Genomic DNA, 26,651 nt, shown 5'->3' on the forward strand with positions numbered 1-26,651 from the left:
ACTTCTTCTACACAACGAAGTTTAAATTCACAATTGTACTTGACTTTTCTTTCCATAAAAATGCCCCCAAATAGTGTCTAACTTTTTGGGGGCAGTTCAAATCGGCTAGTCTCTTTTTATTATCATATTGAATACATGAATTTAATTTTCTCTGGCAGACAGAGCACAATCTAATCGTACTTCTATCAGTTTCAGATAAACTGTTGGTTCCGTTCATTACACAATCAGCATTAATACAATGGTGTATTCCAAACATATGTCCAATTTCATGAGAACTCGTTTTGAGTAATCTTACTAAACACAAATCAAAATTTTCAGCAGTAAGTTTACCATCCTGAAATCTGTAAATAGAACTTACACCTACTTTATCTCTATAAGAAGCAAGTCCAAAAACATAATTCCATTCCGGTTTAGGATATAAATCCAATTCTGAAAGTCCCATTAATGCAATTCTATTCTCCGGTTTTTCTTCTTTTAATACATCATTTAAAAGATATCCTGCTAATAATTGTTCATGACCTTCCGTAGACATTCTTCTTGCTGAATTTGGAACTATATCATTAGAAATTGGTTCTAATGTTTTTGTTTTTAATTGAAAAAAGAGTTCTAAATATTCATTAACAAGTTGAATCTGTTTCTTTTGTAGAGAATTAAAATTTCCAATCGGTTTTATGTAAATAATATTCTCCTCTTTAGTTGGAACAATGTGCTTAGATCTAAAATATTGTTCAAAAGTCTGTCCATCTTCAGGATGAGAAAACAGCCAATCTCCATAAGTTGGTTTTGGTAATTTAACGTCATTAGTTTTGATATCCTTAAAATAGGACGCTTCTTCTGGAATTTGTTTTGGAGCTTCTTTTGTGGTTTCTTTAGCTTTTTCTTTGTTACAAGCGCATAATAATATAAGAATGAAGAAGGCTATTTTTTTCATTTACGTTTTGGATATAATTAAAAACCAATTTTAAATTAATTCCTTAAAAATAAACTTTTCATCATAATCAACTTCAAATTTTTCGAGAAAATTGATGTATTCTTCTTTAAAGGTTTTCTTTTTATGATGCTCTTCTTGATTTTCTATATAGTCAGCGACTGCACTTAATTGAGATTTACTATATGAAAATGCTCCATATCCTTCCTGCCATTCAAAATGAATTCTAGTGAATTTATTTTCGTTTATCCATTTTGATGAATTTTGCTTTATGCTTTTCATCAATTCAGATATTGATTGTGCGGGTCTTATTCCGATCAAAATATGAACATGGTCAGAAACACCATTGATGGCTAAAACCTTATGATTATTATTTTTAATAATTCCGGAAATGTATTTATATAAATCATTTTTCCAGTTTGTGTGTATAGCCGCTTGTCTATATTTTACAGCAAAAACAAAATGAATGTGGATTTGTGTGTATGTATTTGCCATGATTGTGTGTAGTCCCTACGGGACATTTTGTCTTAAATTTTATTTTTTCTACCGATATTTAATTCCTAGCGGAATATTTTTTGATTGTCTTCAAATATATAAAAAAGAAAGAATATTCTTTCTTTTTATTTCAATAGAAATGTATAGTCCCTAACGGGACATTTGAACGTATATCTAACATTATTTCTACCGATATTTTATCCCTAACGGGATATCTTTTGAACTTTAATATTTTTTTTCCACCAATATTTTCTCGCTAGAGGTAAATCTTATTGATTTTAATTGGAATTTATTAAAATGGAATTACAACAAATTGTTCCGTTAGGAACAAAATATCGGTAGAAAAATTTTGCATCGACATAATTTTTTGTCCCGTAGGGACTATACATTTTACATCTTCATTTTTAACTTCGTATCTTTGCAACAAATTATGAAGAAAAAATGAGAATTGACATTGTTACACTTTTACCTGAATTATTAAGAAGCCCTTTTGAGGCATCGATTATGAAACGTGCCATTGATAAAGGCTTGGTCGAAGTACATTTTCATAATCTTCGTGACTACAGCACTAATAAACAAAAAAGTGTAGACGATTATCCTTTTGGCGGCGGCGCCGGAATGGTTATGACAATTCAGCCTATTGATGATTGTATTACGCATCTTAAAAGTCAGCGTGAATATGACGAAGTAATTTATATGTCTCCTGACGGTGAAACTTTAAATCAAAAAATGGCCAACAAAATGTCGATGTACGAAAACATTATCATTTTATGCGGACATTATAAAGGTGTTGACCAGCGCGTGAGAGATCATTTTATTACTAAGGAAATTTCGATTGGTGATTACGTTTTATCTGGCGGAGAATTGGGCGCATTAGTTTTGTCAGATGCTTTAATTCGTTTAATTCCGGGTGTTTTAAGCGATGAAACCTCAGCATTGACCGATAGTTTTCAGGACAATTTACTTTCTGGACCAATATACACAAGACCTGCGGATTATAAAGGATGGAAAGTTCCGGAAGTTTTAACCAGCGGACATTTTGCCAAAATTGACAAATGGCGCGAAGATAAAGCCTACGAACATACAAAAAACAGACGTCCGGATTTACTTGAATAAATTCCAAATTTTTAAAATTTCAAATTCCAATTAATCAACTAGTTAAGAAATTGGAATTTGGAATTTATTTTATTTGGAATTTTATTTTTTTTAACTACATTTGCACCCGAATTAGACTAACCTCTGGCGAGATCCGTGAATGTTACTCTATTAAACTATAATAATAAAATTATCATGGCAGATTTATTAAAATTCGTTCAAACCGAATTCGTTGCTAAAAAAGATTTCCCTGAATTTGGAGCTGGAGATACTATCACAGTTTTCTACGAAATTAAAGAGGGTGAAAAAACAAGAACTCAGTTTTTTAAAGGAGTTGTTATTCAAAGAAGAGGTTCTGGTAACACAGAAACTTTCACGATTCGTAAAATGTCTGGAGCTATTGGAGTTGAGCGTATCTTCCCAGTAAACTTACCAGCTTTACAAAAAATCGAAATCAACAAAAAAGGTGCAGTTCGTAGAGCTAGAATTTTCTACTTCAGAGAACTTACTGGTAAAAAAGCTAAGATTAAAGATAAAAGAAGATAATCATTTATCAATCTGTTATAAAAAACTCGTTTCATGTTATTTGAAACGAGTTTTTTTTATGCCTTTATTTTAAGCAGTATCAAAACCGTAATTTTTTAATATCAAAATCATCGATTTAGCAATTTTACGAAATCGTATTAGCAATCTGATAATTTCAGCAATTATCAGGAAAACTAAACCGTTTTCGGACTGTTTTTATTATATTTGCTCCGCTCATTTTGAGCCAGCTCATACCTTTTACATCGCCATTCTTTGACGACACGATTATAAAAAAAAAAAAAATGACACAGAATTCAAAAATTTTTTACACCTTAACTGATGAGGCGCCTTTATTAGCGACTTATTCTTTATTACCTATTGTTCAGGCTTTTACTTCAACAGCTGGTATTGCTATTGAAACTAGAGACATCTCTTTGGCAGGAAGAATTTTATCTAATTTTCCTGAGTCTTTAACAGATGCTCAAAAAACAGTTGATGCTCTTGCTGAACTTGGGCAATTAGCAACAAAGCCAGAAGCTAACATCATCAAATTACCAAACATTTCAGCATCTGTGCCACAATTAAAAGCGGCTATTGCTGAATTACAATCTCACGGTTACAACGTTCCAAATTTCCCGGAAGATCCGCAAAACGATGCGGAAAAGGAAATTAAAGCAAAATATGCAAAAGTATTAGGCTCTGCTGTAAACCCTGTTTTACGTGAAGGAAACTCTGATCGTAGAGCGCCAAGAGCCGTTAAAAACTTTGCAAAAGCAAATCCACACTCAATGGGTGCATGGTCTGCTGATTCAAAAACTAAAGTGGCTTCAATGCCAAACGGTGATTTTTATGGAAGTGAGCAGTCACTTACTGTAGCTGAAGCTAACGATGTAAAAATCGAATTTGTTGCAAAAGACGGAACTACAACTGTTTTAAAGGCAAGTACACCGCTTAAAGCTGGAGAAATCATTGACAGCTCTGTTTTAAGTGTAAAAAAATTAAAAGCTTTTGCTGCTGATGCTATTGCAGAAGCTAAAAAAGAAGGTGTTTTACTTTCTGTGCATTTAAAGGCTACAATGATGAAAGTTTCAGATCCAATTATCTTTGGCGCTATCGTTGAAGTATATTTTGCTGATCTTTTCAAAAAATACGAAACTTTATTTGCAGAATTAAATATTGATACAAGAAATGGTTTAGGTGATATCTACGCAAAAATTGCCGGAAGACCTGAACAAGCTGAAGTTGAAGCTGACATTACGAAAGCTATCGAAAACGGACCAGCTTTAGCAATGGTTAATTCTGATAAAGGAATTACAAACTTACACGTTCCATCTGATGTTATTGTTGATGCTTCTATGCCGGCAATGATCCGTACTTCTGGACAAATGTGGAACAAAGATGGTAAGGCACAAGATACAATTGCAGTTATTCCAGACCGTTCTTATTCTGGTATTTATACAGCAACTATTGATTTCTGTAAAAAACACGGTGCTTTTGATCCTAAAACAATGGGAAGTGTTCCTAACGTTGGATTAATGGCTCAAAAAGCAGAAGAATACGGATCTCACGATAAAACTTTCCAAATACAAGGTGATGGTGTTGTTCGTGTTGTTGATGCAAATGGAACTGTTTTAATGGAACAAAACGTTGAAACAAACGATATCTTCAGAATGTGTCAGGCAAAAGATGCTCCTATTCAGGACTGGGTTAAACTTGCTGTAAACAGAGCTCGTTTATCTCACACTCCGGCTGTTTTCTGGTTAGATGAAAACAGAGCGCATGACAGAGAGTTGATCGTAAAAATTCAAAAATACCTTAAAGATTACGATACTACAAACTTAGATATCCGTATTTTAGACCCGGTTGCTGCGACTGAATTTACTTTAGACAGAATCATCAAAGGTTTAGATACTATTTCTGTAACAGGAAACGTTTTACGTGATTACCTAACAGATTTATTCCCAATTTTAGAACTTGGAACTTCTGCAAAAATGTTATCTATCGTTCCTTTAATGAACGGTGGTGGATTGTTTGAAACTGGTGCTGGAGGATCTGCTCCAAAACACGTTGAACAATTTACAGAAGAAGGATATTTACGTTGGGATTCATTAGGAGAATTTTTAGCTCTTGGTGCTTCATTAGAGCATTTAGGACAAACTTTAGACAATTCTAAATCTATTGTTTTAGCTGAAACTCTTGACGAAGCAAACGATAAATTCTTGGCAAACGATAAATCTCCAGCTCGTAAAGTAGGACAAATTGATAACCGTGGTTCTCACTTTTACCTTGCATTCTATTGGGCTCAGGCTTTAGCTGCTCAAAATAAAGATGCAGAATTAAAAGCGATCTTTACTCCAATTGCTGCAGAATTTGAAGCAAACGAAGCTAAAATTGATGCAGAATTAATTGGTGCTCAAGGAAAAGCTCAAAACATTGGCGGATACTATCAGCCAACTCCTGAGTTAGTAAGCAAAGCAATGCGTCCTAGTGAAACATTCAATGCAATTATTGCAAAAATAAAATAAGAAATGCACGTTGTGTATTTTTAAAATATAGACAAAAAGGGCAGCTTTTACAGGCTGCCTTTTTTATTCTTAACTAATGTTTAACAATAGTTGGACTCTAATATTTAGTAAGAATTGCTAACTATGTAACTCAAAACCAAAACGATGATTACAAAAAAGATTAGTTTCCTTCTTATCATTATTTTTACCACACTTCATTCTTTCTCTCAGGATAAATTTACGCTAAGCGGTACTATTAAAGATTCAAAAAATAACGAAACCTTAATTGGCGTCAATATTTATATTCCGGCTTTAAAAATAGGAACGACAACAAACGAATACGGATTTTATTCCATTACAGTTCCTCGAGGCGAACATGAAATCGAAATTAGTTATGTGGGTTATCAAACCATTCAGCAAACCATCACTTTAAATCAAAATACCAAAAACAATTTTTCCATAAGCGAAAGCGGCGAAGAACTTCAGGAAGTTGTAATTACAGATAACAAGAAGAAAATAAATATAAAATCTCCTGAAATGAGCGTTAACAAACTCTCCATTTCAACCATAAAAAAAATGCCTGTAGTTTTAGGTGAAGTCGATGTCTTAAAATCAATTTTATTACTTCCCGGAGTTACAAATGCAGGCGAAGGCGCTTCTGGATTTAATGTTCGCGGCGGCGGTGCAGATCAAAATTTAATTTTGCTGGATGAAGCAACAATTTTCAATTCCTCTCACGTTTTTGGTTTTTTCTCAGTTTTTAATCCCGATGCTATTAAAGATTTAAAATTGTATAAAGGCGGAATTCCGGCACGTTTTGGCGGAAGAGCTTCTTCTGTTTTAGATATTTATCAAAAAGACGGAAGCAGTAAAGATTTTCATATGAATGGTGGAATTGGTTTAGTTTCAAGCCGATTACTTTTAGAAGGTCCAATTGTAAAAGACAAAGGCTCTTTTTTAATTGGCGGAAGAGGATCTTACGCTCATTTATTTTTAAAACTTTCAGAAGACAATAAAGATAATTCTGCTTATTTCTACGACCTAAATGCGAAACTGAGTTATAAATTAAACGACAATAACAATTTATATTTATCGGGATATTTTGGCCGGGATGTTTTCAGCTTAAACAAAAGCTTTACTAATATTTACGGAAATTCAACTTTAAACCTGCGCTGGAATCATCTATATTCTGATAAATTATTCTCTAATTTATCTCTTATTTACAGCGATTATTATTACGGACTTGACTTGGATTATGTTGGCTTTAAATGGGATTCGGGAATTCAAAACTATAATATTAAATATGATTTCAAACATTATATTTCAGATAAATTCAAACTGAATTATGGTGTAAACGGCATTTACTACGAATTCAATCCGGGAACTATTATACCAAGTAATACTACTTCTGGAATTAATCCTGATCAATTAGATAAAAAATATGCATTTGAACCTTCGATTTATTTAGATGCCGAAAATCAGCTTTCAAAAAGAATAACACTGGCGTATGGATTACGTTACAGTTTATTTTATCGTTTAGGTTCTTCAACCATAAATTATTACGACAATAATAGTCCGGTAGTTTTCAATTCAGATACAGAAGTTTATGAAAAAGGAATTCCAACCTCAACAAAATATTTCGGCAAAAACAAAGTAATTCAGGATTATAATAATTTCGAACCAAGACTTTCAATATCGTATCAATTAAATGACGATCAGTCCATAAAAGCGAGTTACAATCGTATGGCGCAGTATCTTCAGTTAATTTCAAATACTTCATCTCCTACTCCGCTCGACGTCTGGATGCCAAGTGACAATTATATTAAACCGCAAATTGCAGATCAGGTTGCTTTAGGATATTTCCGAAATATTAAAGAAGGTGCTTATTCTCTGGAAGTTGAAACGTATTACAAAAAAATACAGAACAGATTAGATTATATTGACGGTGCCGATTTAATTGCCAATAATGTCATCGAACAAGTTATCCTGAACGGAAGAATGCGTGCCTACGGTTTAGAAATTATGGTTAAAAAAAACGAAGGCAAATTTAACGGCTGGGTTTCCTACACTTTATCAAAATCAGAACAGCAAACGCCCGGAAGAACTCCTGAAGAAATCGGGATCAACAACGGTCAATGGTACAGTTCTCCTTATGACAAAACACATAATTTGGCGATAACATCTGCTTATAATTTAAACGAAAAATGGTCTTTTGGCGCTAACTTCGCTTTGCAATCCGGGCAGCCGGTTACGTATCCAAATGCACAATATGAATATTTAGGAATTACAGTTCCAAGTTATGGCCTTCGAAATGAAAATCGTCTTCCGGCTTATCATCATTTAGATGTTTCGGCAACTTTAACGCCTCGAAGTAATAAAGGTAGAAACTGGAAAGGTGAATGGGTTTTCAGCATTTATAATTTATACAACCGAAGCAACGCAGCCTCAATCAACTTTAGACAAAATTCTGATACAGGTTTAAATGAAGCAGTACGATTATCTATCTTCGGAATTGTTCCGGCTGTTAGTTATAATTTCAAATTTTAAATTCATTTCTGCAAAGAAAATAAAAATATAGTATGAAAAAAGTAATCGCATTAATCGTCTTATTTACATCGGTTTTCTTCACAAGCTGTGAAGATGTTGTAGATGTTGAACTAGATACCGCGCCTCCAAAATTAGTAATCGAAGCGGCCATAAACTGGCAAAAAGGCACGATGGGAAAACAGCAGGTTGTAAAATTAACGACAACAACAGGTTATTTTGAATCGGTGATTCCTACGGTTTCCGGAGCAACTATTTATATTAGAAACAGTAAAAACGTGCAATTTAATTTTACTGAAGTTCCAAAAACGGGACGTTATGTATGTAATAATTTTGCACCTGAAATTAACGAAACTTACACACTAACCATTATTAGCGGAGGGAATACCTATACAGCATCTGAAACTTTAAAATCTGTTGCACCAATAACGCATATTGAACAAAATAATGAAGGTGGATTTACAGGAAAAGATATCGAAATAAGAGCCTATTTTAATGACCCTGCAGATGCAGACAATTTCTATTTATACAAATATGTATACTCTAATAAAGTCACTTCTAATTTTTATGTTGATGAAGATAAGTTTTTTCAGGGTAATGAATTCTTTAGTGTTTCTGATGATGATGAACTCAAAGCTGGAGATGAATTAGAAATAACACATTTCGGCATTTCAAAACAATACTATAATTACATGAATATTTTGGTAAGTATTGCCGGCAGTAATGTTGGCGGTCCTTTTCAATCGCCGCCCGCAACCGTAAAAGGAAACATCATCAATACAACCGACAAAGCAAATTATCCTTTAGGTTATTTTTCACTTAGCGAAAGTCAGACAAAAAAATTCAAAATAGAATAATAAACATGGAAGCCAGAATTGAAACTTTAACCGAGAAAAAACTGATCGGACAACATATTGAAATGTCATTTATCGAAAACAAAACATTTCAATTGTGGAGTAATTTTATGCCAAAACGAAAGCAAATCAAAAATACCATTAACGAGAATTTATATTCACTTGAAGTGTTTTCTCACGGTCATTTTGATAACTTTGATCCAGGCAAAACATTTCAAAAATGGGCTGCTGTAGAAGTCGGAAATTATGACGAAGTTCCATTAGAAATGGAAACTTTAATTATTCCTGATGGTTTATATGCCGTTTTTATACATTACGGCCCTGCTTCAGAAGGACATAAAACCTATCATACCATCTTTGCAGAATGGCTTCCGAATTCAAAATACACCGTTGACGACAGACCGCATTTTGCCGTTATGGACCATAAATACAAAAAAGAAGATCCAGAATCAGAAGAAGAAATCTGGATTCCCATAAAAAACAGAGATTAATCACTTGTCTATAAATTATTCTTTAAATTTTCAACTAAAAAAACATGTTAATCGAAACACTAAAAATACTTTTTAACAGGGATCTAAATAAACTCAAATTTGAAATTGAATCGTACGAATTCGAAAAACAAATTTGGGCAATTGATAAAAACATTTCTAATTCTGCCGGAAATCTAACACTTCATTTAATTGGAAACATCAATACTTATATTGGAGCCCAAATTGGAAAAACAGGATATATTCGAAATCGTCCTTTAGAGTTTTCCCTAAAAGATATTCCAAAATCAGAATTAATCGATAAAATCGAAAATACAATTATAGTTGTAAATGATGTGCTGGATATTTTAACCGAAGAAGATTTAAGTAAAATATATCCTGAAATCGTTTTTGAAAAAGAAATGACAACCGGATTTTTCTTAGTTCATCTTTCAACACATTTGGCCTATCATGTTGGGCAGATCAATTACCATCGACGATTACTTGATTTCTGATTTTAGATTGCAGATTTTAGATTATTTCAAAGCTGGAAAAAATCTAAAATCTAAAATCTGCAATCTAAAATTCTAACCGTATCTTTGTAGCACATTCAAAAAAACTCACATGTCATCACATCATATAGTTCGCGACGATCAGGAACCGGCCTTAATAATTGCAAACGGAGCGGCCTGCGATCCTGAATTATTAGGACAATTGCTAGAATGGTCTCCGCTCGTTATCGTTTTAGATTCGGCAATAGAAAGGGTTATTGAATTGGGTATTAAAGTTGATGTACTTTTAGGAGATTTTGACCGAGGTTTTGATCCCGAAATTTATAAAACTTCACAATATCCACTTGAAATTGTTCACACGCCAGATCAGGATAAAACCGATTTAGAAAAAGCTTTTGATTATTTAGTTAAAAGAAAAATTCCAGCCGTAAATGTAGTTTGGGCAACCGGAAGACGTGCAGATCACACAATTACCAACTTAACGAATATTGTTCGTTACAGAGATTTACTTAAAATTGTAATTCTCGACGATCATTCAAAAATCTTTTTGCTTCCAACAAAATTCGAAAAATGGTACACTGCTAAAACACCAATTTCCCTAATCCCAATTGGTGTTGTAAACGGCATTTATTCTACCAATTTAGAATATCCTCTGCAAAATGATACCTTAACAATGGGTTACAGAACCGGAAGCAGTAATTCTGTAGCAAAAGATGGTTTGGTAACCATTAACCACACAAACGGTGATTTGTTATTAATGGAGTGTTTTGATTAAAGAGTCGAAGGCTCGGTTTATATTGTAAGGCCGGATTTCAATCCGGTTTACACAAAGATGTACATTAAACAGATCATACCTATGGAATTTTTAATCCCAAAAAAGGAATGCGTACCTTTGCAGCGAAATAAATAAAAATGAAAGCAGAAAACAATTCCCAAAAAGACAATTTACATCCAAGAAATCTTCATCGTTCCCGATATGATTTTGAACTTCTTATTTCAAATTGTCCCGAATTAAAGGCTTTTATTTCCATTAATAAATACGGAATAGAAACTGTTGATTTCGCTAATCCAAATGCGGTAAAAACTTTAAACAAAGCTTTATTGCAAACTTATTACGATATTCAAAACTGGGATATTCCTAAAAATTATCTTTGCCCGCCAATTCCGGGCCGAGCCGATTATATTCATTATATAGCTGATTTATTAGCCGAAACAAACAACAATCAAATTCCTGAAGGAAATTCTGTTTTAGGACTAGATATCGGATCGGGTTCAAATTTAATCTATCCGATATTAGGAAATTCAATTTACAACTGGAGCTTTGTTGCGACTGATATTGATAAAAAAGCAATCGAAAACTGCAGCAAAATTATCGAAGCTAATCCAAAATTAATCGATGCAATCAGTTTACAACAACAGACTGAATCTCGATTTATCTTCAAAAATATTATAATTCCAGAAGACCGATTTACATTCACCATGTGTAATCCGCCTTTTCACGCATCGGCAGAAGAAGCCAATAAAAGTACTTCGAGAAAAGTTTCCAATCTAAATCCAAAAGAAAAAAGAAACACAAATCCAGTTTTAAATTTTGGAGGGCAAAATGCAGAATTGTGGTGCACCGGCGGTGAAATTGGTTTTGTAACACAAATGATTTACGAAAGCGCAAAATATGCTTCGCAATGTTTGTGGTTTACCACTTTGGTTTCTAAAAAAGAAAATCTTTCTTCGATTTATAAAACTTTGAAAAAAGTAAATGCTGTTGAAGTTAAAACAATTGAAATGTCGCAAGGGCAGAAAAATAGCCGTATTGTAGCGTGGAGTTTTTTAAATGATGCAGAGCAAAAGTCTTTTAAAATTTAAAATTAATCCTACAAAATAAAATTTATTAATTTTTTATTCTTATATTTGCATCGTTAAATAGGTAATTCCTGAGTCAACGTGGCGGTGAAACATCTACCATAAATGTATTCTAAATACATCGTTTTTAGGGTCTATTTTTAAAATACCAAAGGGCTTTTTAGCCCTTTTTTTTATGGCATGAAAATATACATTGATGAAAGTGGCGATTTAGGATGGAAGTTTGATAAACCGAATAGATATGGTGGGTCAAGTAAATTTATTACAATTACCGGTATAATTATACCTAGTGAGGAAGAAAAATACATTTCACGCTTTATTTCGGAAATTTATAAAAAATATAATTTAACTCCTAACATAGAGAAAAAAGGAGCTAATTTTCTTCCTGAACATTGTGCTTTTATTACTTCCCAAGTAACTAATAAGATAATTGCCAAGAGCAGTTCATTTAAAATTATTTCAATTACAGTAAATAAATCAAAAGTCTTTGAATCACTTCGAAAGGATAAAAATATCTTTTACAATTATGTACTTGGTTTGTTACTTAAACCTGAAATCATTAAATATGATAATGTAAAGATTGTTTTAGACAAAAGAACTATAAAAGTTAGTCACGGAGAGAGTTTTCCAGACTATATAAAGACAGAAATATGGGGAAATGGAATTAATATTGATATTTCGTGCGAATTCTTAGAAAGCACAAATAACAAAATGATCTGGTTTGCAGATTGGTATGCTAATTTTGTATGGAGAAGACATGAAGACAATGAATCAAGTGCTTATGATATTCTAACAAGTTTTTCAAAAGAAAGATTTTTAGAAAAGAAATTGTATTTCTAAAAAATATTAAGTGCAAAATTGAAACAAAAAACCTATCTATTTGATTTTCAATTAAATTATTAGTTTTGTATTATAGTTCAAATAATTAAATATCAGAATCATGGCAGAATATATTGGTTATCTCGCTTCCTTTTTTATTGTTGGAGGATTTTTGCTAAAAGATCTTAAAACAATCCGACTCATAAACTTATTTGGCTGTATTTGTTTTGTAATTTACGGCATCTTTTTAAAAGATCACAGAGATTTTAGTCAATGGCTTTTACCGATTATTATCCCAAATGCAATTTTATCATTTGTTCAAATCTATCATCTGACAGCTAAAAAAGTATAACAAGATTGTAATTATGATATTTTAAAACAAAATTCTGATACAATTCCTGTTTTCTATAATCGTAACTTTAAGTTCAAATTGAACTTATAACCATGTCAAAATTATACTCCAGATTAGCAATTCTCTTATTTTTAGTAACAAGTTGCGCTTCAACCAAAAAGGCAAAATTTGAGGATTATGTTTTTAAAACCAAAAGCGAAGAACAAAAATATGAAACCGCTTATAACAAGGCTTTAAAGCTTTGGGATATTGCGTATACCGAAGAAAATGTAAAAACAAGTTTTGGAAATGCGCATGTGATCATCGCCGGACCAAAAAACGGAAAAGATCTAGTTCTACTTCACGGAATGGATGCCAGTTCAACGATGTGGTATCCTAACATTAAATCTTTGGCTAAAAATCACCGCATTTATGCTATTGATTTTATAATGGAACCGAACAAATCCCACTTAACTGCAAAACCACTTTCATCAGAAGAAATTGTGGTTTGGTACAACGAAATTTTCGATCATTATAAATTAAAGAAATTTGATATTATTGGTGCTTCACGAGGCGGTTGGATTGCAACATTATTGGCAACGCAAAAATCAAATTCAATAGACAAAATTGTTTTATTGAGTCCGGCGCAGACTTTTAAATTTATTGACAAGCCCAGAAAAACATCATCGGCTTTAATGTTAAAACTTTTTCCTAGTGAAAAGAAATTCAGCAAAACATTAAAAGCATTTTCTACTCATCCCGAAAAAATTAGTCCTACATATAACAGACAATTTTACTTGGCTAATAAATACGCTAAATCAAATTCAAGTATGTTAAAAATGACGCCATTTTCAGATAAGGAATTAGAATCAATCAATAATCCTGTTTTGGTTTTAATTGGCGATAAAGATGTTATTAATTCTGAAGAAAGTTTAGAGCGTGCACAAAAACACTTAGCCAACAGTAAAACAAAAATCATAAAAGATGCCGGGCATTTTTTGACTATCGATCAACCAAAAATTATTAATGATGCTGTTATTAACTTTTTAGAATAAGATTATTTGCCACGAATTCCACAAATTTCCACTAATTTTTTAACTGGATTATGCAAAATCAATTCGTGGAAATTTGTGCAATTCGTGGCAAACTTAAAACAGTTTAATTTTATTCAAACTTTGTATCTTTACAAAACCAACTTTTCATCAGTAACAAATGAATTTCCAAGTATCTTCAGAATATAGTCCAAAAGGAGACCAGCCGCAAGCCATACAAAAACTCGCACAAGGTGTAGTTGATGGAGAAAAATACCAAACATTATTAGGAGTTACGGGATCTGGTAAAACATTTACAGTAGCCAATGTTATTCAGGAAGTACAGCGTCCTACCATCGTTTTGGCACACAACAAAACCTTGGCTGCACAGCTATATTCAGAATTCAAACAATTTTTCCCGAATAATGCGGTTGAATATTTCGTTTCTTACTACGACTATTATCAGCCGGAAGCTTTTATGCCCGTAACAGGAGTTTTTATTGAAAAAGATTTATCTATCAATGAAGAGCTTGAAAAAATGCGTTTAAGCACCACTTCTTCCCTGCTTTCAGGGCGACGTGATGTTTTGGTTGTAGCCTCAGTTTCGTGTTTATACGGTATTGGAAACCCTGTAGAATTTAAAAAGAACGTTATTGAGATCAGCAGAGATCAGGTTATTTCGAGAACTAAATTACTGCACAGTCTTGTACAAAGTTTATACGCCAGAACTGAAGCCGATTTTAATCCGGGAACTTTTAGGATTAAAGGCGATACGGTCGAAATTTATCCAAGTTATGCTGATGACGCTTACAGAGTTCATTTTTTTGGAGATGAAATTGAAGAAATAGAATCTTTTGATGCAAAGACTTCTCAGGTTATTGAAAAATTTAAAAGACTGACGATTTACCCTGCCAATATGTTTGTGACTTCGCCAGAAGTCCTTCAAGGCGCAATTTGGGAAATACAGCAGGATTTAGTCAAACAAGTAGATTATTTTAAAGAAATAGGCAAACATTTAGAAGCCAAACGATTAGAAGAAAGAACTAATTTCGATTTAGAAATGATTCGCGAATTGGGTTATTGCTCCGGAATTGAAAATTATTCCCGTTATCTTGACGGACGACAAGCGGGAACAAGACCTTTCTGTTTATTAGATTATTTCCCAAGTGATTTTTTAATGGTTGTTGACGAAAGCCACGTTACCGTTTCGCAGGTTCACGCTATGTACGGAGGCGACCGCAGCCGAAAAGAAAATCTGGTTGAATACGGTTTCCGTTTACCGGCTGCAATGGACAACAGACCTTTGAAATTTGAAGAGTTTGAAGCCTTGCAAAATCAGGTAATTTATGTTTCGGCAACTCCGGCCGATTATGAATTACAAAAATCGGATGGTATTTATGTGGAACAGATTATTCGTCCAACGGGATTATTAGATCCGGTTATTGAAGTGCGTCCAAGTTTAAATCAAATTGATGATTTAATTGAAGAAATTCAGGTGCGCTGTGAATTAGATGAAAGAGTTCTAGTGACAACTTTGACTAAAAGAATGGCCGAGGAATTAGCTAAATACTTAACTAAAGTCAGCATTCGATGCCGTTACATCCATTCTGAAGTGGATACTTTGGAGCGTATTGAAATCATGCAGGATTTACGAAAAGGTATTTTTGATGTTTTAATTGGTGTAAACTTACTTCGTGAAGGCTTAGATTTACCCGAAGTTTCGCTTGTAGCAATTTTGGATGCTGATAAAGAAGGTTTCTTAAGAAATCACCGTTCTTTAACTCAAACCATTGGACGTGCGGCAAGAAACTTAAACGGTAAAGCAATTATGTATGCCGATAAAATTACAGCGAGTATGCAACGAACAATTGACGAAACCAATTACAGAAGAACAAAACAAATCAATTTTAATGTCGAAAATAATATAACGCCACAGGCATTAAACAAAAAAATAGAAAGTGCTTTTACTAAAAATCCTTTGGTAGAATACGAATTAGGTCATACTTTATCAGTTGCTGCAGAACCAGAAACGGCTTATATGTCTAAAGCTGATCTTGAAAAAATGATTCGTGAGAAACGAAAATCTATGGAAAAAGCAGCAAAAGAATTAGATTTTATGCAGGCCGCCAAACTGCGTGATGATATTAAAAAACTACAGGAACAATTACCTTAATTGTGTTGTTCCTGAAAAACTCTTAATAAAACTTTAGGCTCTATCATTGCATTTGGAGCCTTTTTCATTAAATCTAAAATGCGTTTTACTGCACTTGGGTTTAATCCCATTTCAATTGCAATCTGCTGAATTCCTATTGCCTCTTTTTCATGTAAAATTCCATCGCAGTGCATGATTAAAGCCAATCTGTAAAACTGCTGAATGCGTTGAAATTCTGATTTTATAACTACAGGTTTTATTTCCTGATGAAATAAATCATGAAAAACATTCAAATCAATCTTTAATTCCTGAGCAACATGCCATATAAAATCATACTCTCTTTTATGCAATTGCCCGTCAACAGTAGAAAAGGCGATCAATTCTAAAAGTAAACTTTTCTTTTGTGCTTCGGTATTCATCAATTTGTTATTTTTAGCTAAATTATTGCTTTTAATTAAAAACACAAAATCTAATGATGAGGAGATTTTTCATATTTATGCTTCTTTGGATGATTTACGGGAATGCACAAAGTACGGCTTCAAAAAACGTATCAACATTTACGATTGAAGCACCTCAGCTAAAAACTACTAAAAAAATCTGGATTTATCTTCCTGAAAATTATTCGGCTTCAGCCAAAAAATACAGCGTCATTTATATGCACGACGCTCAGAACTTATTTGATGCTAAAACCTCTTACGTGGGGGAATGGAATGTCGACGAGAAATTAGACAGCTTAAAAGCACAGGTAATTGTTGTTGGAATCGAACACGGAAATGAAAAACGCATTGAAGAATTAACGCCTTTTAAAAACGAAAAATACGGTGGAGGAAATGCAGATAAGTATTTAGATTTTATCGTAAAAACATTAAAGCCGTATATTGATAAAAACTACAGAACCAAAACAAAAGCTAAGAATACAATCATTTTTGGAAGTTCACTGGGCGGTTTGGTTTCTTATTATGGAGCTTTAAAATATCCTGAAGTATTTGGCAAAGCCGGAGTTTTTTCACCTTCATTTTGGTACACAAACGACATTTTCACTTTTACTGAAAAGATACCCAAAATTAAAACCAAATTTTACTTTTTATGCGGCGATAAAGAAGATGAAAATATGGTGAAAGACATGACCAAAATGGAAAAATTATTGGATACAAAGCGTTGTTACTGTCTTCAGCTTACGAAATCTAAAGTGGTAAAAGGCGGTGAACATAATGAAAAATTATGGAGGGACGGTTTTGTAAAAGCGGTCCTTTGGCTTAATTATTGAGATAATATATAAAAAAAATAGCACAAAAATCATGAAACTAATTTTAAGAGAATATAACCTAAAACTAAAACATACTTTCACGATTTCAAGAGAATCTATTGATTTTCAGCCTTCGCTGATTGTTGAATTGCAGAGTGATGGTTTTTCTGGTTTTGGAGAAGCAACTTCAAATCCGTATTACAAAACAACAGTTCCAATGATGATGCAGGATTTAGAAAAAATCAGAAGCATTATTGAAAATACTGATAATGAAACTCCAGAAGCATTTTGGGCAAAAATTCATCCGTATTTAAAAGAGGATATGTTTGCACTTTGCGCTTTAGATTTGGCTTATAATGATTTGTACGCCCGTAAAAAAGGCAAAAAGTTATACGAATTATGGAATTATACAACCGAAAGAAATCCGCTTACGGATTATACAATCGGAATTGCTTCTATTGAAAAAATGGTTTCAAAAATACAGGAACTTCCCTGGCCTATTTATAAAATTAAATTAGGTACCAAAGAAGATATTGAAATCGTAAAAGAACTTAGAAAACATACCAATGCTATTTTTAGAATCGATGCCAATTGCGGCTGGGGCGTTGAGGAAACCATTAACAATGCCATTGAATTAAAAAAACTAGGTGTTGAATTTCTCGAACAACCTATGAAAGCAGATAATTGGGAAGCCCACAAAGAAGTTTTTAAACATTCTGTTCTTCCAATTATTGCCGATGAAAGCTGTATTATTGAAGAAGATGTTGCCAAATGCCACAATCATTTTCACGGAGTAAATGTAAAATTGGTAAAATGCGGTGGATTAACTCCCGGCAAAAGAATGATTGAAGAAGCTAAAAAATTAGGACTAAAAACAATGGTGGGCTGCATGACGGAATCAACAGTTGGAATTTCTGCGATTGCTCATTTATTACCTCAGCTTGATTATGTTGATATGGATGGCGCGTTACTTTTAGCACAAGATATTGCAACTGGAGTAACCATAAAAAATGGCGCTGTGAGTTATTCTGAACTTAACGGAACTGGAGTTACACTTCTATAAAAATGATAGTAGAAAAATTTCCCGACCGAATAATTGAAATTGACCAAGAACAGTATTTGTATTTTGGCGGAACCGCTTATTTAGGATTGCCAACAAACAAAAGTTTTCAGGATTTGGTAATTAAGAACATTCTTAATTGGGGAACTACTTACGGAAGTTCCAGAACAGCCAATATCAAATTAAAAGCGTACGATGAAGGAGAAAAGTTTCTGGCTTCTCATATAGGTTCAGATAGTACTGTTACGGTTTCTTCAGGAATGCTGGCGGGAAAATTGGTTATAGATTTAATGAAAAAGCAGACAGATTGTTTTTTTCGTTTTAATGATACGCACAATGCAATCAGCATTGAAAATAGTCTTCCTTTATTTGTTAATGACAAATTAAATGATCTTTTATTAGATTCAAAACGGGAGAAAATAACGATTCTTACTGACGGTGTTCCTACTTTTGAAACTAAGCCTGCTGATTTATCCTTTTTAAAACAAATTCCAAATCATAAAGAAGTTACTTTAATTTTAGATGAATCGCATTCTTTTGGGATTTTAGGCAAAAATGGTTCTGGAATATATTCCTCAATTCAATATCCAGTTAAAAGAAAAATCATGGTTTCGTCTTTAGGAAAAGCTTTCGGTTTAACTGGAGGGGTTATTGCCGGCGATTTTGGATTTATAAATGAAATAAAAGAAATGGAGACTTTTACAAGTGCAGCTGGGATGAACCCTGCTTTTGTACAAACTCTTTCTGATGCTGCAGAAATTTATACTTGGCAGCACATCAAACTGCTGGATAATTTAAAATATTTAGATTCAATTTTAATCAAAAACAACAATATTAAGTTTGATAAAAATTACCCTTTGATTTATCTTTTATCAAAAGAATTAGTTGAAAAATTAAAAAACGAAAAGATTATTATTGCGAGTTTTAAATATACCAAAGATGCTGAACCACTAAATCGAATTGTAATTACAGCAAATCATCTAAAAGAAGATTTAGATAAACTTGCTGCGGTTTTAAATTCTTAGCACTATTAAGGTTGCCACGAATTGCACTAATTTGCACGAATTAATTTTTATGTTTTTGCCACAGATTAAAAAGATTATCAGGATTTATAAAATTGCTTAAAAAATCATTAAAATCTTTTTAATCTGTGGCAAGAAAATTCGTGAATTCGTGGCAGAAAAAATAAATAGTCCGAATTGTTTTTAAACCGTACCTTTGCAAAAAATAAACGATGACAAATAACGATATACTTAAAAAACTTCGCGTGGCTTTGATGCTCCGTGATGACCAAATAGTTGAGATTTTAGAATTAGTAGATTTTAGAATTTCAAAATCAGAATTGGGTGCTTTTTTTAGAGCCGAAGATCATCCTAATTATATGGAATGCGGCGATCAGGTTTTAAGAAACTTCTTAAACGGATTGGTTATTCATTTAAGAGGAACGAAAGAAAATCCTAAAAACCCAACAGATGTTTTAGCAAAACATAAAGCAGAGATTCCGAAGAAAGAAACTTCTAAAGAAAGACCTGAGTTTAAAGCTGCTCCAAAAGATTCTGAAAAATACAGAGGTGATCAAAGTTCATCTAAGTCTGGTTCATCAGCTGGAAAACCTAAAAAGAAATCATTCCCAAAAGGAAATGGAAAATCATCTGTTGTAGAAAAAGTGGTTTACAAAAACGGTAAGAATAAGAAATAATCAATATTGAGATATCATTATTTCATAAAATCCCTTCAATATTCGAAGGGATTTTTTTATTACATATCATTTTATTGTAGAGACGCACCATAATGAAAAATACTTTGCGTAGACGCACTGCTGTGCGTCTCTACGATATACTTTGTCTTAAAAAATATTCTCAAAAGAAATGTTTTTGATATAATTACAAAAAAAAACTCCGAATATCTAAGGGATCTTTTATTACACATCATTGATCGTAGAGACGCACTGCTGTGCGTCTCTACGATATACTTTGTCTTAAAAAATATTCTCAAAAGGAATGTTTTTGATATAATTTCAAAAAAAAATCCCTCCGAATGTCGAAGGGATTTTCTATATAATTTGATTTCTTATTTAATTAAGAAAGAGCAGCTTTAACTTGATCAGCAGCTTCTTGGAATTGAACAGCTGATAAGATTGGCATACCAGAATTGTCAATTAATTCTTTTGCAATTTCAGCATTTGTTCCTTGTAAACGAACAATGATTGGCACTTTAATAGCATCACCCATGTTTTTGTAAGCATCAACAACACCTTGAGCAACACGGTCACAACGAACGATTCCTCCAAAGATATTAATTAAAATAGCTTTTACGTTTGGATCTTTCAAGATAATTCTGAAAGCAGTTTCAACACGTTTTGCATCAGCAGTTCCTCCTACGTCAAGGAAGTTAGCAGGCTCAAAACCAGCATATTTAATTAAATCCATAGTTGCCATTGCAAGACCAGCTCCGTTTACCATACATCCTACAGTACCGTCAAGATCTACATAGTTCAAACCTACTTCTTTAGCTTCAACTTCGATTGGATTCTCCTCACGGATATCTCTCATTTCAGCATATTTAGCTTGTCTATATAAAGCGTTATCGTCGATATTCACTTTAGCATCAACAGCTAAGATTTTGTTATCAGATGTTTTTAAAACTGGGTTGATTTCAAACATAGAAGCATCAGAACCAATGTAAGCGTTGTATAATGCATCGATGAATTTCACCATTTCTTTAAAAGCATTTCCAGAAAGACCTAAGTTAAAGGCAATTCTTCTTGCTTGAAAACCTTGTAATCCAACAGAAGGATCGATTTCTTCAGTAAAGATTAAGTGAGGAGTGTGCTCAGCAACTTCTTCGATATCCATTCCACCTTCAGTAGAATACATGATCATGTTGCGTCCTGTACCTCTATTCAATAAAACAGAAACATAAAACTCAGAAGTTTCACTTTCACCAGGATAGTAAACATCTTCAGCAACTAAAATTTTGTTTACTTTTTTACCTTCAGGCGGAGTCTGAGGTGTGATCAATTGCATTCCGATGATTTGTTCTGCTAACTCTTCAACTTGCTGTAAGTTTTTTGCCAGCTTAACTCCACCACCTTTTCCACGACCACCTGCGTGAATTTGTGCTTTTATTACGTGCCATCCTGTACCAGTTTCGGCAGTTAATTGTTTTGCAGCAGCTACAGCTTCAACCGCATTGTTAGCCACAATTCCGCGTTGAGTGCGTACTCCGTAACTTGCTAAAATTTCTTTTCCTTGATATTCGTGTATGTTCATAATATAGAATTTGTCTGGTTCTGAATTTAGTTCAGAATAAAAGTCGGACAAAAGTAACAAAATACAACTTAATAGTAAAATCTTTTTCTATTAAAAAATGACTCTTATAGGTATTAAACGTTTATTCTTTTTCAATGCAAAGAAATAGTTAACGAAACGATTTGTTAATATTAACTCAAAATCACTAAAACGTTTGATATTTAACAAAAACTTCACCGTATTTATTAGCCTTGAGACGATTTTTCTTAATATATTTTAATCTGGATTATCATTTTATCATTTCGCAATGGTTAATATAATATTATTATCAATTAAGAAGCCTTTTTCTAATATTACAACAAAAATGTAAGCGAAAGTATAATTTCACTACATTATGTTTAACGAAATCTTTATTTTTGTAGAAAAAATATCAAGAATGAAAGTTAAAGAACAAGGGCTTTATCTGCCTGAATTTGAACACGACAATTGTGGTGCAGGATTTATTTGTAATTTGAATGGTATTAAATCAAATGATATTATTCACAAAGCATTAGACATCTTAATTAAATTGGAACATCGTGGTGCCGTTAGTTCTGATGGAAGAACTGGAGACGGGGCGGGAATCTTATTTGATATTCCTCATGATTTTTTTAAGAAGGTTTGTGACTTTGAAATCCCGGAAACGCGTGAGTATGCAGTAGGAATGGTTTTTTTACCAAAAAGCAAAAACCAGGTATCTTTTTGTATCAATGCATTTGAAGCAACTATTAAAGATCAAAACTTAAAGATCTTAGGTTGGAGAGATGTACCTGTTGACGTTGAAAATTTAGGGCAGATCGCCGCAGAAAAAGAACCAACAATTAAACAAGTTTTCGTTTCTAAAAACGGACAGGATTTAACTGAACAAGAATTTAATGCAAAACTTTTTGCAGCTAGAAAAATTGCTGAACATGCCGTAAGAGGTTCAAAAACTTCTGAAAGTCACATGTTTTATTTTACTAGTTTATCGACAACTACTATAATATATAAAGGTCTATTGATGCCGGAAGACATCAGCCGTTATTATATAGATTTGAAAGATCCTGACTTAGTGACGCGTTTAGCGCTTGTACACCAGCGTTTCTCTACAAATACATTCCCATCTTGGGATTTAGCTCAACCGTTTAGATACATGTGTCATAATGGTGAGATCAACACACTTCGTGGAAACGTAAGCCGTATGCGTGCTCGTGAAGAGCTTATGCAGAGCAAAGTTTTTGGCGATGATATCAAAAAATTATTCCCAATTATCTTAGAAGGAAAATCAGATTCTGCTTCTATGGATATGGTTGTAGAACTTTTATTAATGACAGGTCGTTCATTGCCAGAAGCAATGATGATGGTTGTTCCTGAAGCTTGGGAAAAACACCAAACAATGTCTCCTGAAAAGAGAGCATTCTACGAGTTTAACGCTTGTATTATGGAGCCTTGGGATGGTCCAGCTTCTATTCCGTTTACAGATGGAAACGTAATTGGTGCTTTATTAGACAGAAACGGATTGCGTCCTTCTCGTTATACATTAACACATAGTGGTTTCGTAATCATGTCATCAGAAATTGGTGTACTAGATATCGATCCGGAAGATGTAATTCAGCACGGTCGTTTAGAGCCAGGAAAAATGTTCTTGGTTGATATGAACGAAGGCCGTATTATTGAAGACGAAGAAGTTAAAAAAGCAATCGTTACAAAACGTCCGTACCAGGAATGGCTGGATGCTAACTTATTGCCTTTAGCAAAAGTTCCTTATACGAATAACCCAACTCCGGTTGAGAAATTAGATTTCCAGACAAGACAGCGTTTATTTGGTTATACAATTGAAGATTTAAAAACAATCATCAACCCAATGGGAGGACAAGGAGCTGAAGCAATCAGTTCTATGGGTAACGATACGCCTTTAGCAGTATTGTCAGAGCAGCCTCAATTGTTGTACAACTATTTCAAACAATTATTTGCTCAGGTTACTAATCCGCCTTTGGATGGTATTCGTGAAGAAATCATTACTGATATTAGTTTAGCTGTTGGAGGAGATTTCAATATTTTTGAAATTGAATCTAAACAATGTAAAAAACTAAAAATCCAAAATCCAGTTATTTCTAATGAGGATTTAGATAAAATTAGAAACATTGATCACGTGGATTTCAAATCGGCTACAATTTCTACTTTATATAAAATAGAAAAAGGAGTTAACGGTTTAGAGCGTGCGCTTGAAAAATGTGTTCAGGCAACTTTCAAAGCTGTAAATGAAGGATGTAATGTTATTATTCTTTCTGATAGAGGCGTAAGTGAAGAATTAGCACCAATTCCTATGTTATTGGCTTGTTCTTACATTCATCACTCTTTGAACATTTTACAGGTTCGTTCTAAATTCGGAATCATCATCGAATCTGCAGAACCTCGTGAACCGCATCATTTTGCATTATTGTTTGGATACGGTGCAAGTGCCATCAATCCTTACATGGTAAACGAAATTATTCACGATCAGGTAGCTCAAGGTTTCATTACCGGAGTAAAAGCTGATTATGCTGTTGTAAACTACAACAAAGCGATTGCAAAAGGTATCGTTAAAATCATGAACAAAATTGGTATCTCTACATTACATTCATACAGAGCTGCTCAGATTTTCGAGATTTTAGGTTTAAACAAAACATTTACTTCTAAATACTTCCCTTACACGCCATCAAGAATCGAAGGAATTGGTTTAATGGAAGTGGAAAAAGAAGTTAAAAAACGTTTCCAAAAAGCTTTCCCTAATTCAAAAGTGGCAAGTTTGCTTTCTCTTGAAATTGGAGGTATTTACAGATGGAGACGCGGTGGTGAAAAACACATGTTTAACCCAACTACTATTTCTAAATTACAACAAGCGGTTCGTTTAAACAGCCCTGAAAGTTATAAAGAATACTCAAATGCCGTTAACGAGCAAAGCTCAAACTTAATGACTATTAGAGGTTTATTTGAATTCAACAATTTAGATCCAATTTCTATTGACGAAGTAGAACCTTGGACAGAAATTGTAAAAAAATTCAAAACGGGTGCAATGTCTTACGGTTCTATCAGCCAGGAAGCGCACGAGAATTTAGCGATTGCAATGAATAGAATTGGCGGAAAAAGTAATTCTGGAGAAGGTGGAGAAGATCCAAAACGTTTCCAGAAAGAAATTAATGGAGATTCCAGAAACAGTGCAATCAAACAAGTTGCTTCGGGACGTTTTGGTGTTTCGATCAACTATTTGACAAACGCTAAAGAAATCCAGATTAAAATGGCTCAAGGTGCGAAACCTGGTGAAGGTGGACAATTACCTGGAGAAAAAGTGGTGCCGTGGATTGCTGAAACTAGAAACTCTACACCTTATGTAGGTTTGATTTCACCTCCTCCTCACCACGATATTTATTCAATTGAGGATTTATCTCAGTTGATTTACGATTTGAAAAATGCAAACCGTGAAGCACGTGTAAACGTAAAATTAGTTTCTGAAGTTGGAGTTGGAACCATCGCTGCCGGTGTTGCCAAAGCTAAAGCTGACGTTATCTTAATTTCTGGTTACGACGGAGGAACGGGAGCTGCACCATTAACATCATTACAACACACAGGTATTCCGTGGGAACTTGGTTTAGCTGAAGCTCAGCAGACTTTGATCTTAAACGATTTAAGAAGCCGTGTAGTTTTAGAGTGTGACGGACAGTTAAAAACAGGTCGTGACGTTGCTATCGCAGCTTTATTAGGAGCTGAGGAATTTGGTTTTGCAACCGCTCCGCTTGTGGCTTCTGGATGTATCATGATGAGAGCTTGTCACTTAAATACTTGCCCTGTTGGTATTGCAACTCAGGATCCTGAATTGAGAAAAAATTTCAAAGGAACTCCAGAGCACGTAATCAACTTTATGTATTTTATTGCTGAGGAGTTAAGAGAAATCATGGCACAGTTAGGTTTCAGAACTTTAAAAGAAATGGTTGGTCAGTCACAAAAGTTAAATGTGAACAAAGCGATCAAACATTACAAAGCAAATGGTTTAGATTTATCACCAATTCTATACAAACCGGAAAAAGCGAAAACACAGCCAAATCACAATACAACACAACAAGATCACCAACTTGAAAACGTATTAGATTTTGACATTATCAAAGAAGCAATTCCGTCTATTTACAGAAAAGAGAAAACAAGAGTAACATTTAAAATTAAAAATACAGACCGTTCTGTAGGTGCGATTTTGAGTAACGAAATCTCAAAAATTTATGGCGCACAAGGATTACCTGATGACACTATTTTAGTTGATTTTGAAGGTTCTGCCGGACAAAGTTTTGGTGCTTTTGCAACAAACGGATTGTCGTTTAAAATTCACGGAAACTGTAATGATTACTTAGGAAAAGGTCTTTCTGGAGGAAAACTAATTGTAAAAGTACCTCCTACTGCAACTTTCAAACCTGAAGAAAATATCATTATCGGGAACGTTGCCCTTTACGGAGCTATTACCGGAGAGGCTTATATTAATGGAATGGCCGGAGAGCGTTTCTGTGTTAGAAATTCTGGAGCAACAGCAGTTGTTGAAGGAATTGGAGATCACGGTTGCGAGTACATGACCGGTGGTACAGTAGTAGTTTTAGGAAAAACAGGAAGAAACTTTGCAGCTGGAATGAGCGGTGGTGTAGCTTATGTTTACGATCCAAATAAGAAATTCGACTCAACAGTTTGTAACATGGAAATGGTTGCATTCGATCCTATGGAAGAAGAAGATCTTACTAAACTAAGACGATTGATCAAAAATCATTCATTGTACACAAGCAGTCCATTAGCAAAAAGAATTTTAGCAGACTGGGAAAATCAACAAAAGCACTTTGTAAAAGTAATGCCAACTGATTACAAAAAAGCATTACAAAGAATTGCAGAAGAGAAAAAAATAGAAGAATTAATAGCGGGATAAATGATTTTAGAATTCAGATTTTA

22 protein-coding genes are annotated in these 26,651 nt (G+C 33.6%); 18 read left to right on the forward strand and 4 right to left on the reverse strand.

The genetic code is table 11. The features are described from left to right. Window positions 1-7: 7 nt before the first annotated feature. Window positions 8-931, reverse strand: coding sequence for an archaemetzincin (locus FLAPXU55_RS02665; protein WP_180856448.1), 924 nt, complete (start codon window positions 929-931; stop codon window positions 8-10). Between the two features lie 30 nt (window positions 932-961). Next, window positions 962-1,423 carry an IS200/IS605 family transposase gene (gene tnpA / locus FLAPXU55_RS02670; protein ID WP_180856449.1) on the reverse strand — a complete coding sequence of 154 codons (462 nt, stop codon included), beginning with the start codon at window positions 1,421-1,423 and terminating at the stop codon, window positions 962-964. A 441-nt stretch (window positions 1,424-1,864) separates the two neighbouring features. On the opposite strand from tnpA, the gene trmD reads away from it, so the two are divergent. The 13 genes from trmD (at window position 1,865) to uvrB (ending at window position 16,138) form a co-directional block, all read left to right on the forward strand. Next, a complete protein-coding gene (trmD, locus tag FLAPXU55_RS02675) occupies window positions 1,865-2,539 on the forward strand; it encodes a tRNA (guanosine(37)-N1)-methyltransferase TrmD (RefSeq protein WP_053471053.1) in 675 nt (224 codons plus the stop codon). A gap of 174 nt (window positions 2,540-2,713) precedes the next feature. Beyond that, window positions 2,714-3,064, forward strand: coding sequence for a 50S ribosomal protein L19 (gene rplS / locus FLAPXU55_RS02680; protein ID WP_053471187.1), 351 nt, complete (start codon window positions 2,714-2,716; stop codon window positions 3,062-3,064). Between the two features lie 281 nt (window positions 3,065-3,345). After that, window positions 3,346-5,568: an NADP-dependent isocitrate dehydrogenase gene (locus FLAPXU55_RS02685; RefSeq protein ID WP_180856450.1), complete on the forward strand. Its 2,223-nt coding sequence runs from the start codon at window positions 3,346-3,348 to the stop codon at window positions 5,566-5,568. 144 nt (window positions 5,569-5,712) lie between these two features. Then, a complete protein-coding gene (locus tag FLAPXU55_RS02690; RefSeq protein ID WP_180856451.1) occupies window positions 5,713-8,094 on the forward strand; it encodes a TonB-dependent receptor in 2,382 nt (793 codons plus the stop codon). Window positions 8,095-8,126: 32 nt separating this feature from the next. Continuing rightward, window positions 8,127-8,948: a DUF4249 domain-containing protein gene (locus tag FLAPXU55_RS02695; protein WP_180856452.1), complete on the forward strand. Its 822-nt coding sequence runs from the start codon at window positions 8,127-8,129 to the stop codon at window positions 8,946-8,948. A 5-nt stretch (window positions 8,949-8,953) separates the two neighbouring features. Continuing rightward, on the forward strand, window positions 8,954-9,436 hold the full coding sequence (locus FLAPXU55_RS02700; protein ID WP_180856453.1) for a GyrI-like domain-containing protein: 483 nt from the start codon (window positions 8,954-8,956) through the stop codon (window positions 9,434-9,436). A 44-nt stretch (window positions 9,437-9,480) separates the two neighbouring features. Further along, window positions 9,481-9,927, forward strand: a complete 447-nt coding sequence (locus FLAPXU55_RS02705) for a DinB family protein (protein ID WP_180856454.1) — start codon at window positions 9,481-9,483, stop codon at window positions 9,925-9,927. A gap of 109 nt (window positions 9,928-10,036) precedes the next feature. Next, entirely contained in the window at window positions 10,037-10,699 is a 663-nt protein-coding gene (locus tag FLAPXU55_RS02710; protein WP_073487316.1) for a thiamine diphosphokinase, read from the forward strand. Between the two features lie 137 nt (window positions 10,700-10,836). Further along, window positions 10,837-11,787, forward strand: a complete 951-nt coding sequence (gene rlmF, locus FLAPXU55_RS02715) for a 23S rRNA (adenine(1618)-N(6))-methyltransferase RlmF (RefSeq protein ID WP_180856455.1) — start codon at window positions 10,837-10,839, stop codon at window positions 11,785-11,787. Window positions 11,788-11,964: 177 nt separating this feature from the next. After that, the gene (locus tag FLAPXU55_RS02720; RefSeq protein ID WP_180856456.1) at window positions 11,965-12,624 is read left to right on the forward strand and encodes a DUF3800 domain-containing protein; all 660 of its coding nucleotides are present in this window, start codon (window positions 11,965-11,967) and stop codon (window positions 12,622-12,624) included. Between the two features lie 100 nt (window positions 12,625-12,724). Beyond that, window positions 12,725-12,955, forward strand: coding sequence for a uroporphyrinogen decarboxylase (locus FLAPXU55_RS02725; RefSeq protein WP_180856457.1), 231 nt, complete (start codon window positions 12,725-12,727; stop codon window positions 12,953-12,955). A 92-nt stretch (window positions 12,956-13,047) separates the two neighbouring features. Beyond that, entirely contained in the window at window positions 13,048-13,989 is a 942-nt protein-coding gene (locus tag FLAPXU55_RS02730) for an alpha/beta fold hydrolase (protein WP_180856458.1), read from the forward strand. Between the two features lie 157 nt (window positions 13,990-14,146). Then, on the forward strand, window positions 14,147-16,138 hold the full coding sequence (uvrB, locus tag FLAPXU55_RS02735; protein WP_053471062.1) for an excinuclease ABC subunit UvrB: 1,992 nt from the start codon (window positions 14,147-14,149) through the stop codon (window positions 16,136-16,138). On the opposite strand, the gene FLAPXU55_RS02740 is transcribed toward uvrB, so the two are convergent. Then, on the reverse strand, window positions 16,135-16,536 hold the full coding sequence (locus FLAPXU55_RS02740) for a hypothetical protein (protein WP_053471063.1): 402 nt from the start codon (window positions 16,534-16,536) through the stop codon (window positions 16,135-16,137). The genes uvrB and FLAPXU55_RS02740 overlap by 4 nt on opposite strands. Window positions 16,537-16,589: 53 nt before the next feature. Between FLAPXU55_RS02740 and FLAPXU55_RS02745 the strand changes: the two genes are divergently transcribed. The 4 genes from FLAPXU55_RS02745 to FLAPXU55_RS02760 all read left to right on the forward strand — a co-directional run bounded on the left by FLAPXU55_RS02745 (window position 16,590) and on the right by FLAPXU55_RS02760 (window position 20,122). After that, a complete protein-coding gene (locus FLAPXU55_RS02745; RefSeq protein WP_180856459.1) occupies window positions 16,590-17,384 on the forward strand; it encodes an alpha/beta hydrolase in 795 nt (264 codons plus the stop codon). A 31-nt stretch (window positions 17,385-17,415) separates the two neighbouring features. Beyond that, window positions 17,416-18,426 (forward strand): dipeptide epimerase, encoded by a 1,011-nt coding sequence (locus tag FLAPXU55_RS02750; RefSeq protein WP_180856460.1) that lies wholly within the window; start codon window positions 17,416-17,418, stop codon window positions 18,424-18,426. Window positions 18,427-18,428: 2 nt separating this feature from the next. Then, window positions 18,429-19,448, forward strand: coding sequence for an aminotransferase class I/II-fold pyridoxal phosphate-dependent enzyme (locus tag FLAPXU55_RS02755; protein WP_180856461.1), 1,020 nt, complete (start codon window positions 18,429-18,431; stop codon window positions 19,446-19,448). Between the two features lie 209 nt (window positions 19,449-19,657). Continuing rightward, the gene (locus tag FLAPXU55_RS02760; RefSeq protein WP_180856462.1) at window positions 19,658-20,122 is read left to right on the forward strand and encodes a DUF1456 family protein; all 465 of its coding nucleotides are present in this window, start codon (window positions 19,658-19,660) and stop codon (window positions 20,120-20,122) included. A gap of 379 nt (window positions 20,123-20,501) precedes the next feature. Here FLAPXU55_RS02760 and sucC read toward each other — a convergent pair whose 3' ends face one another. Further along, window positions 20,502-21,695, reverse strand: coding sequence for an ADP-forming succinate--CoA ligase subunit beta (gene sucC / locus FLAPXU55_RS02765; protein ID WP_053471068.1), 1,194 nt, complete (start codon window positions 21,693-21,695; stop codon window positions 20,502-20,504). A gap of 415 nt (window positions 21,696-22,110) precedes the next feature. Here sucC and gltB point away from each other — a divergent pair, with 415 nt between their 5' ends. Next, window positions 22,111-26,628, forward strand: coding sequence for a glutamate synthase large subunit (gene gltB, locus FLAPXU55_RS02770; RefSeq protein WP_180856463.1), 4,518 nt, complete (start codon window positions 22,111-22,113; stop codon window positions 26,626-26,628). The last annotated feature ends 23 nt before the right edge of the window (window positions 26,629-26,651 follow it).

It is taken from the genome of Flavobacterium panici, assembly GCF_903819335.1.
Taxonomy (GTDB): domain Bacteria; phylum Bacteroidota; class Bacteroidia; order Flavobacteriales; family Flavobacteriaceae; genus Flavobacterium; species Flavobacterium panici.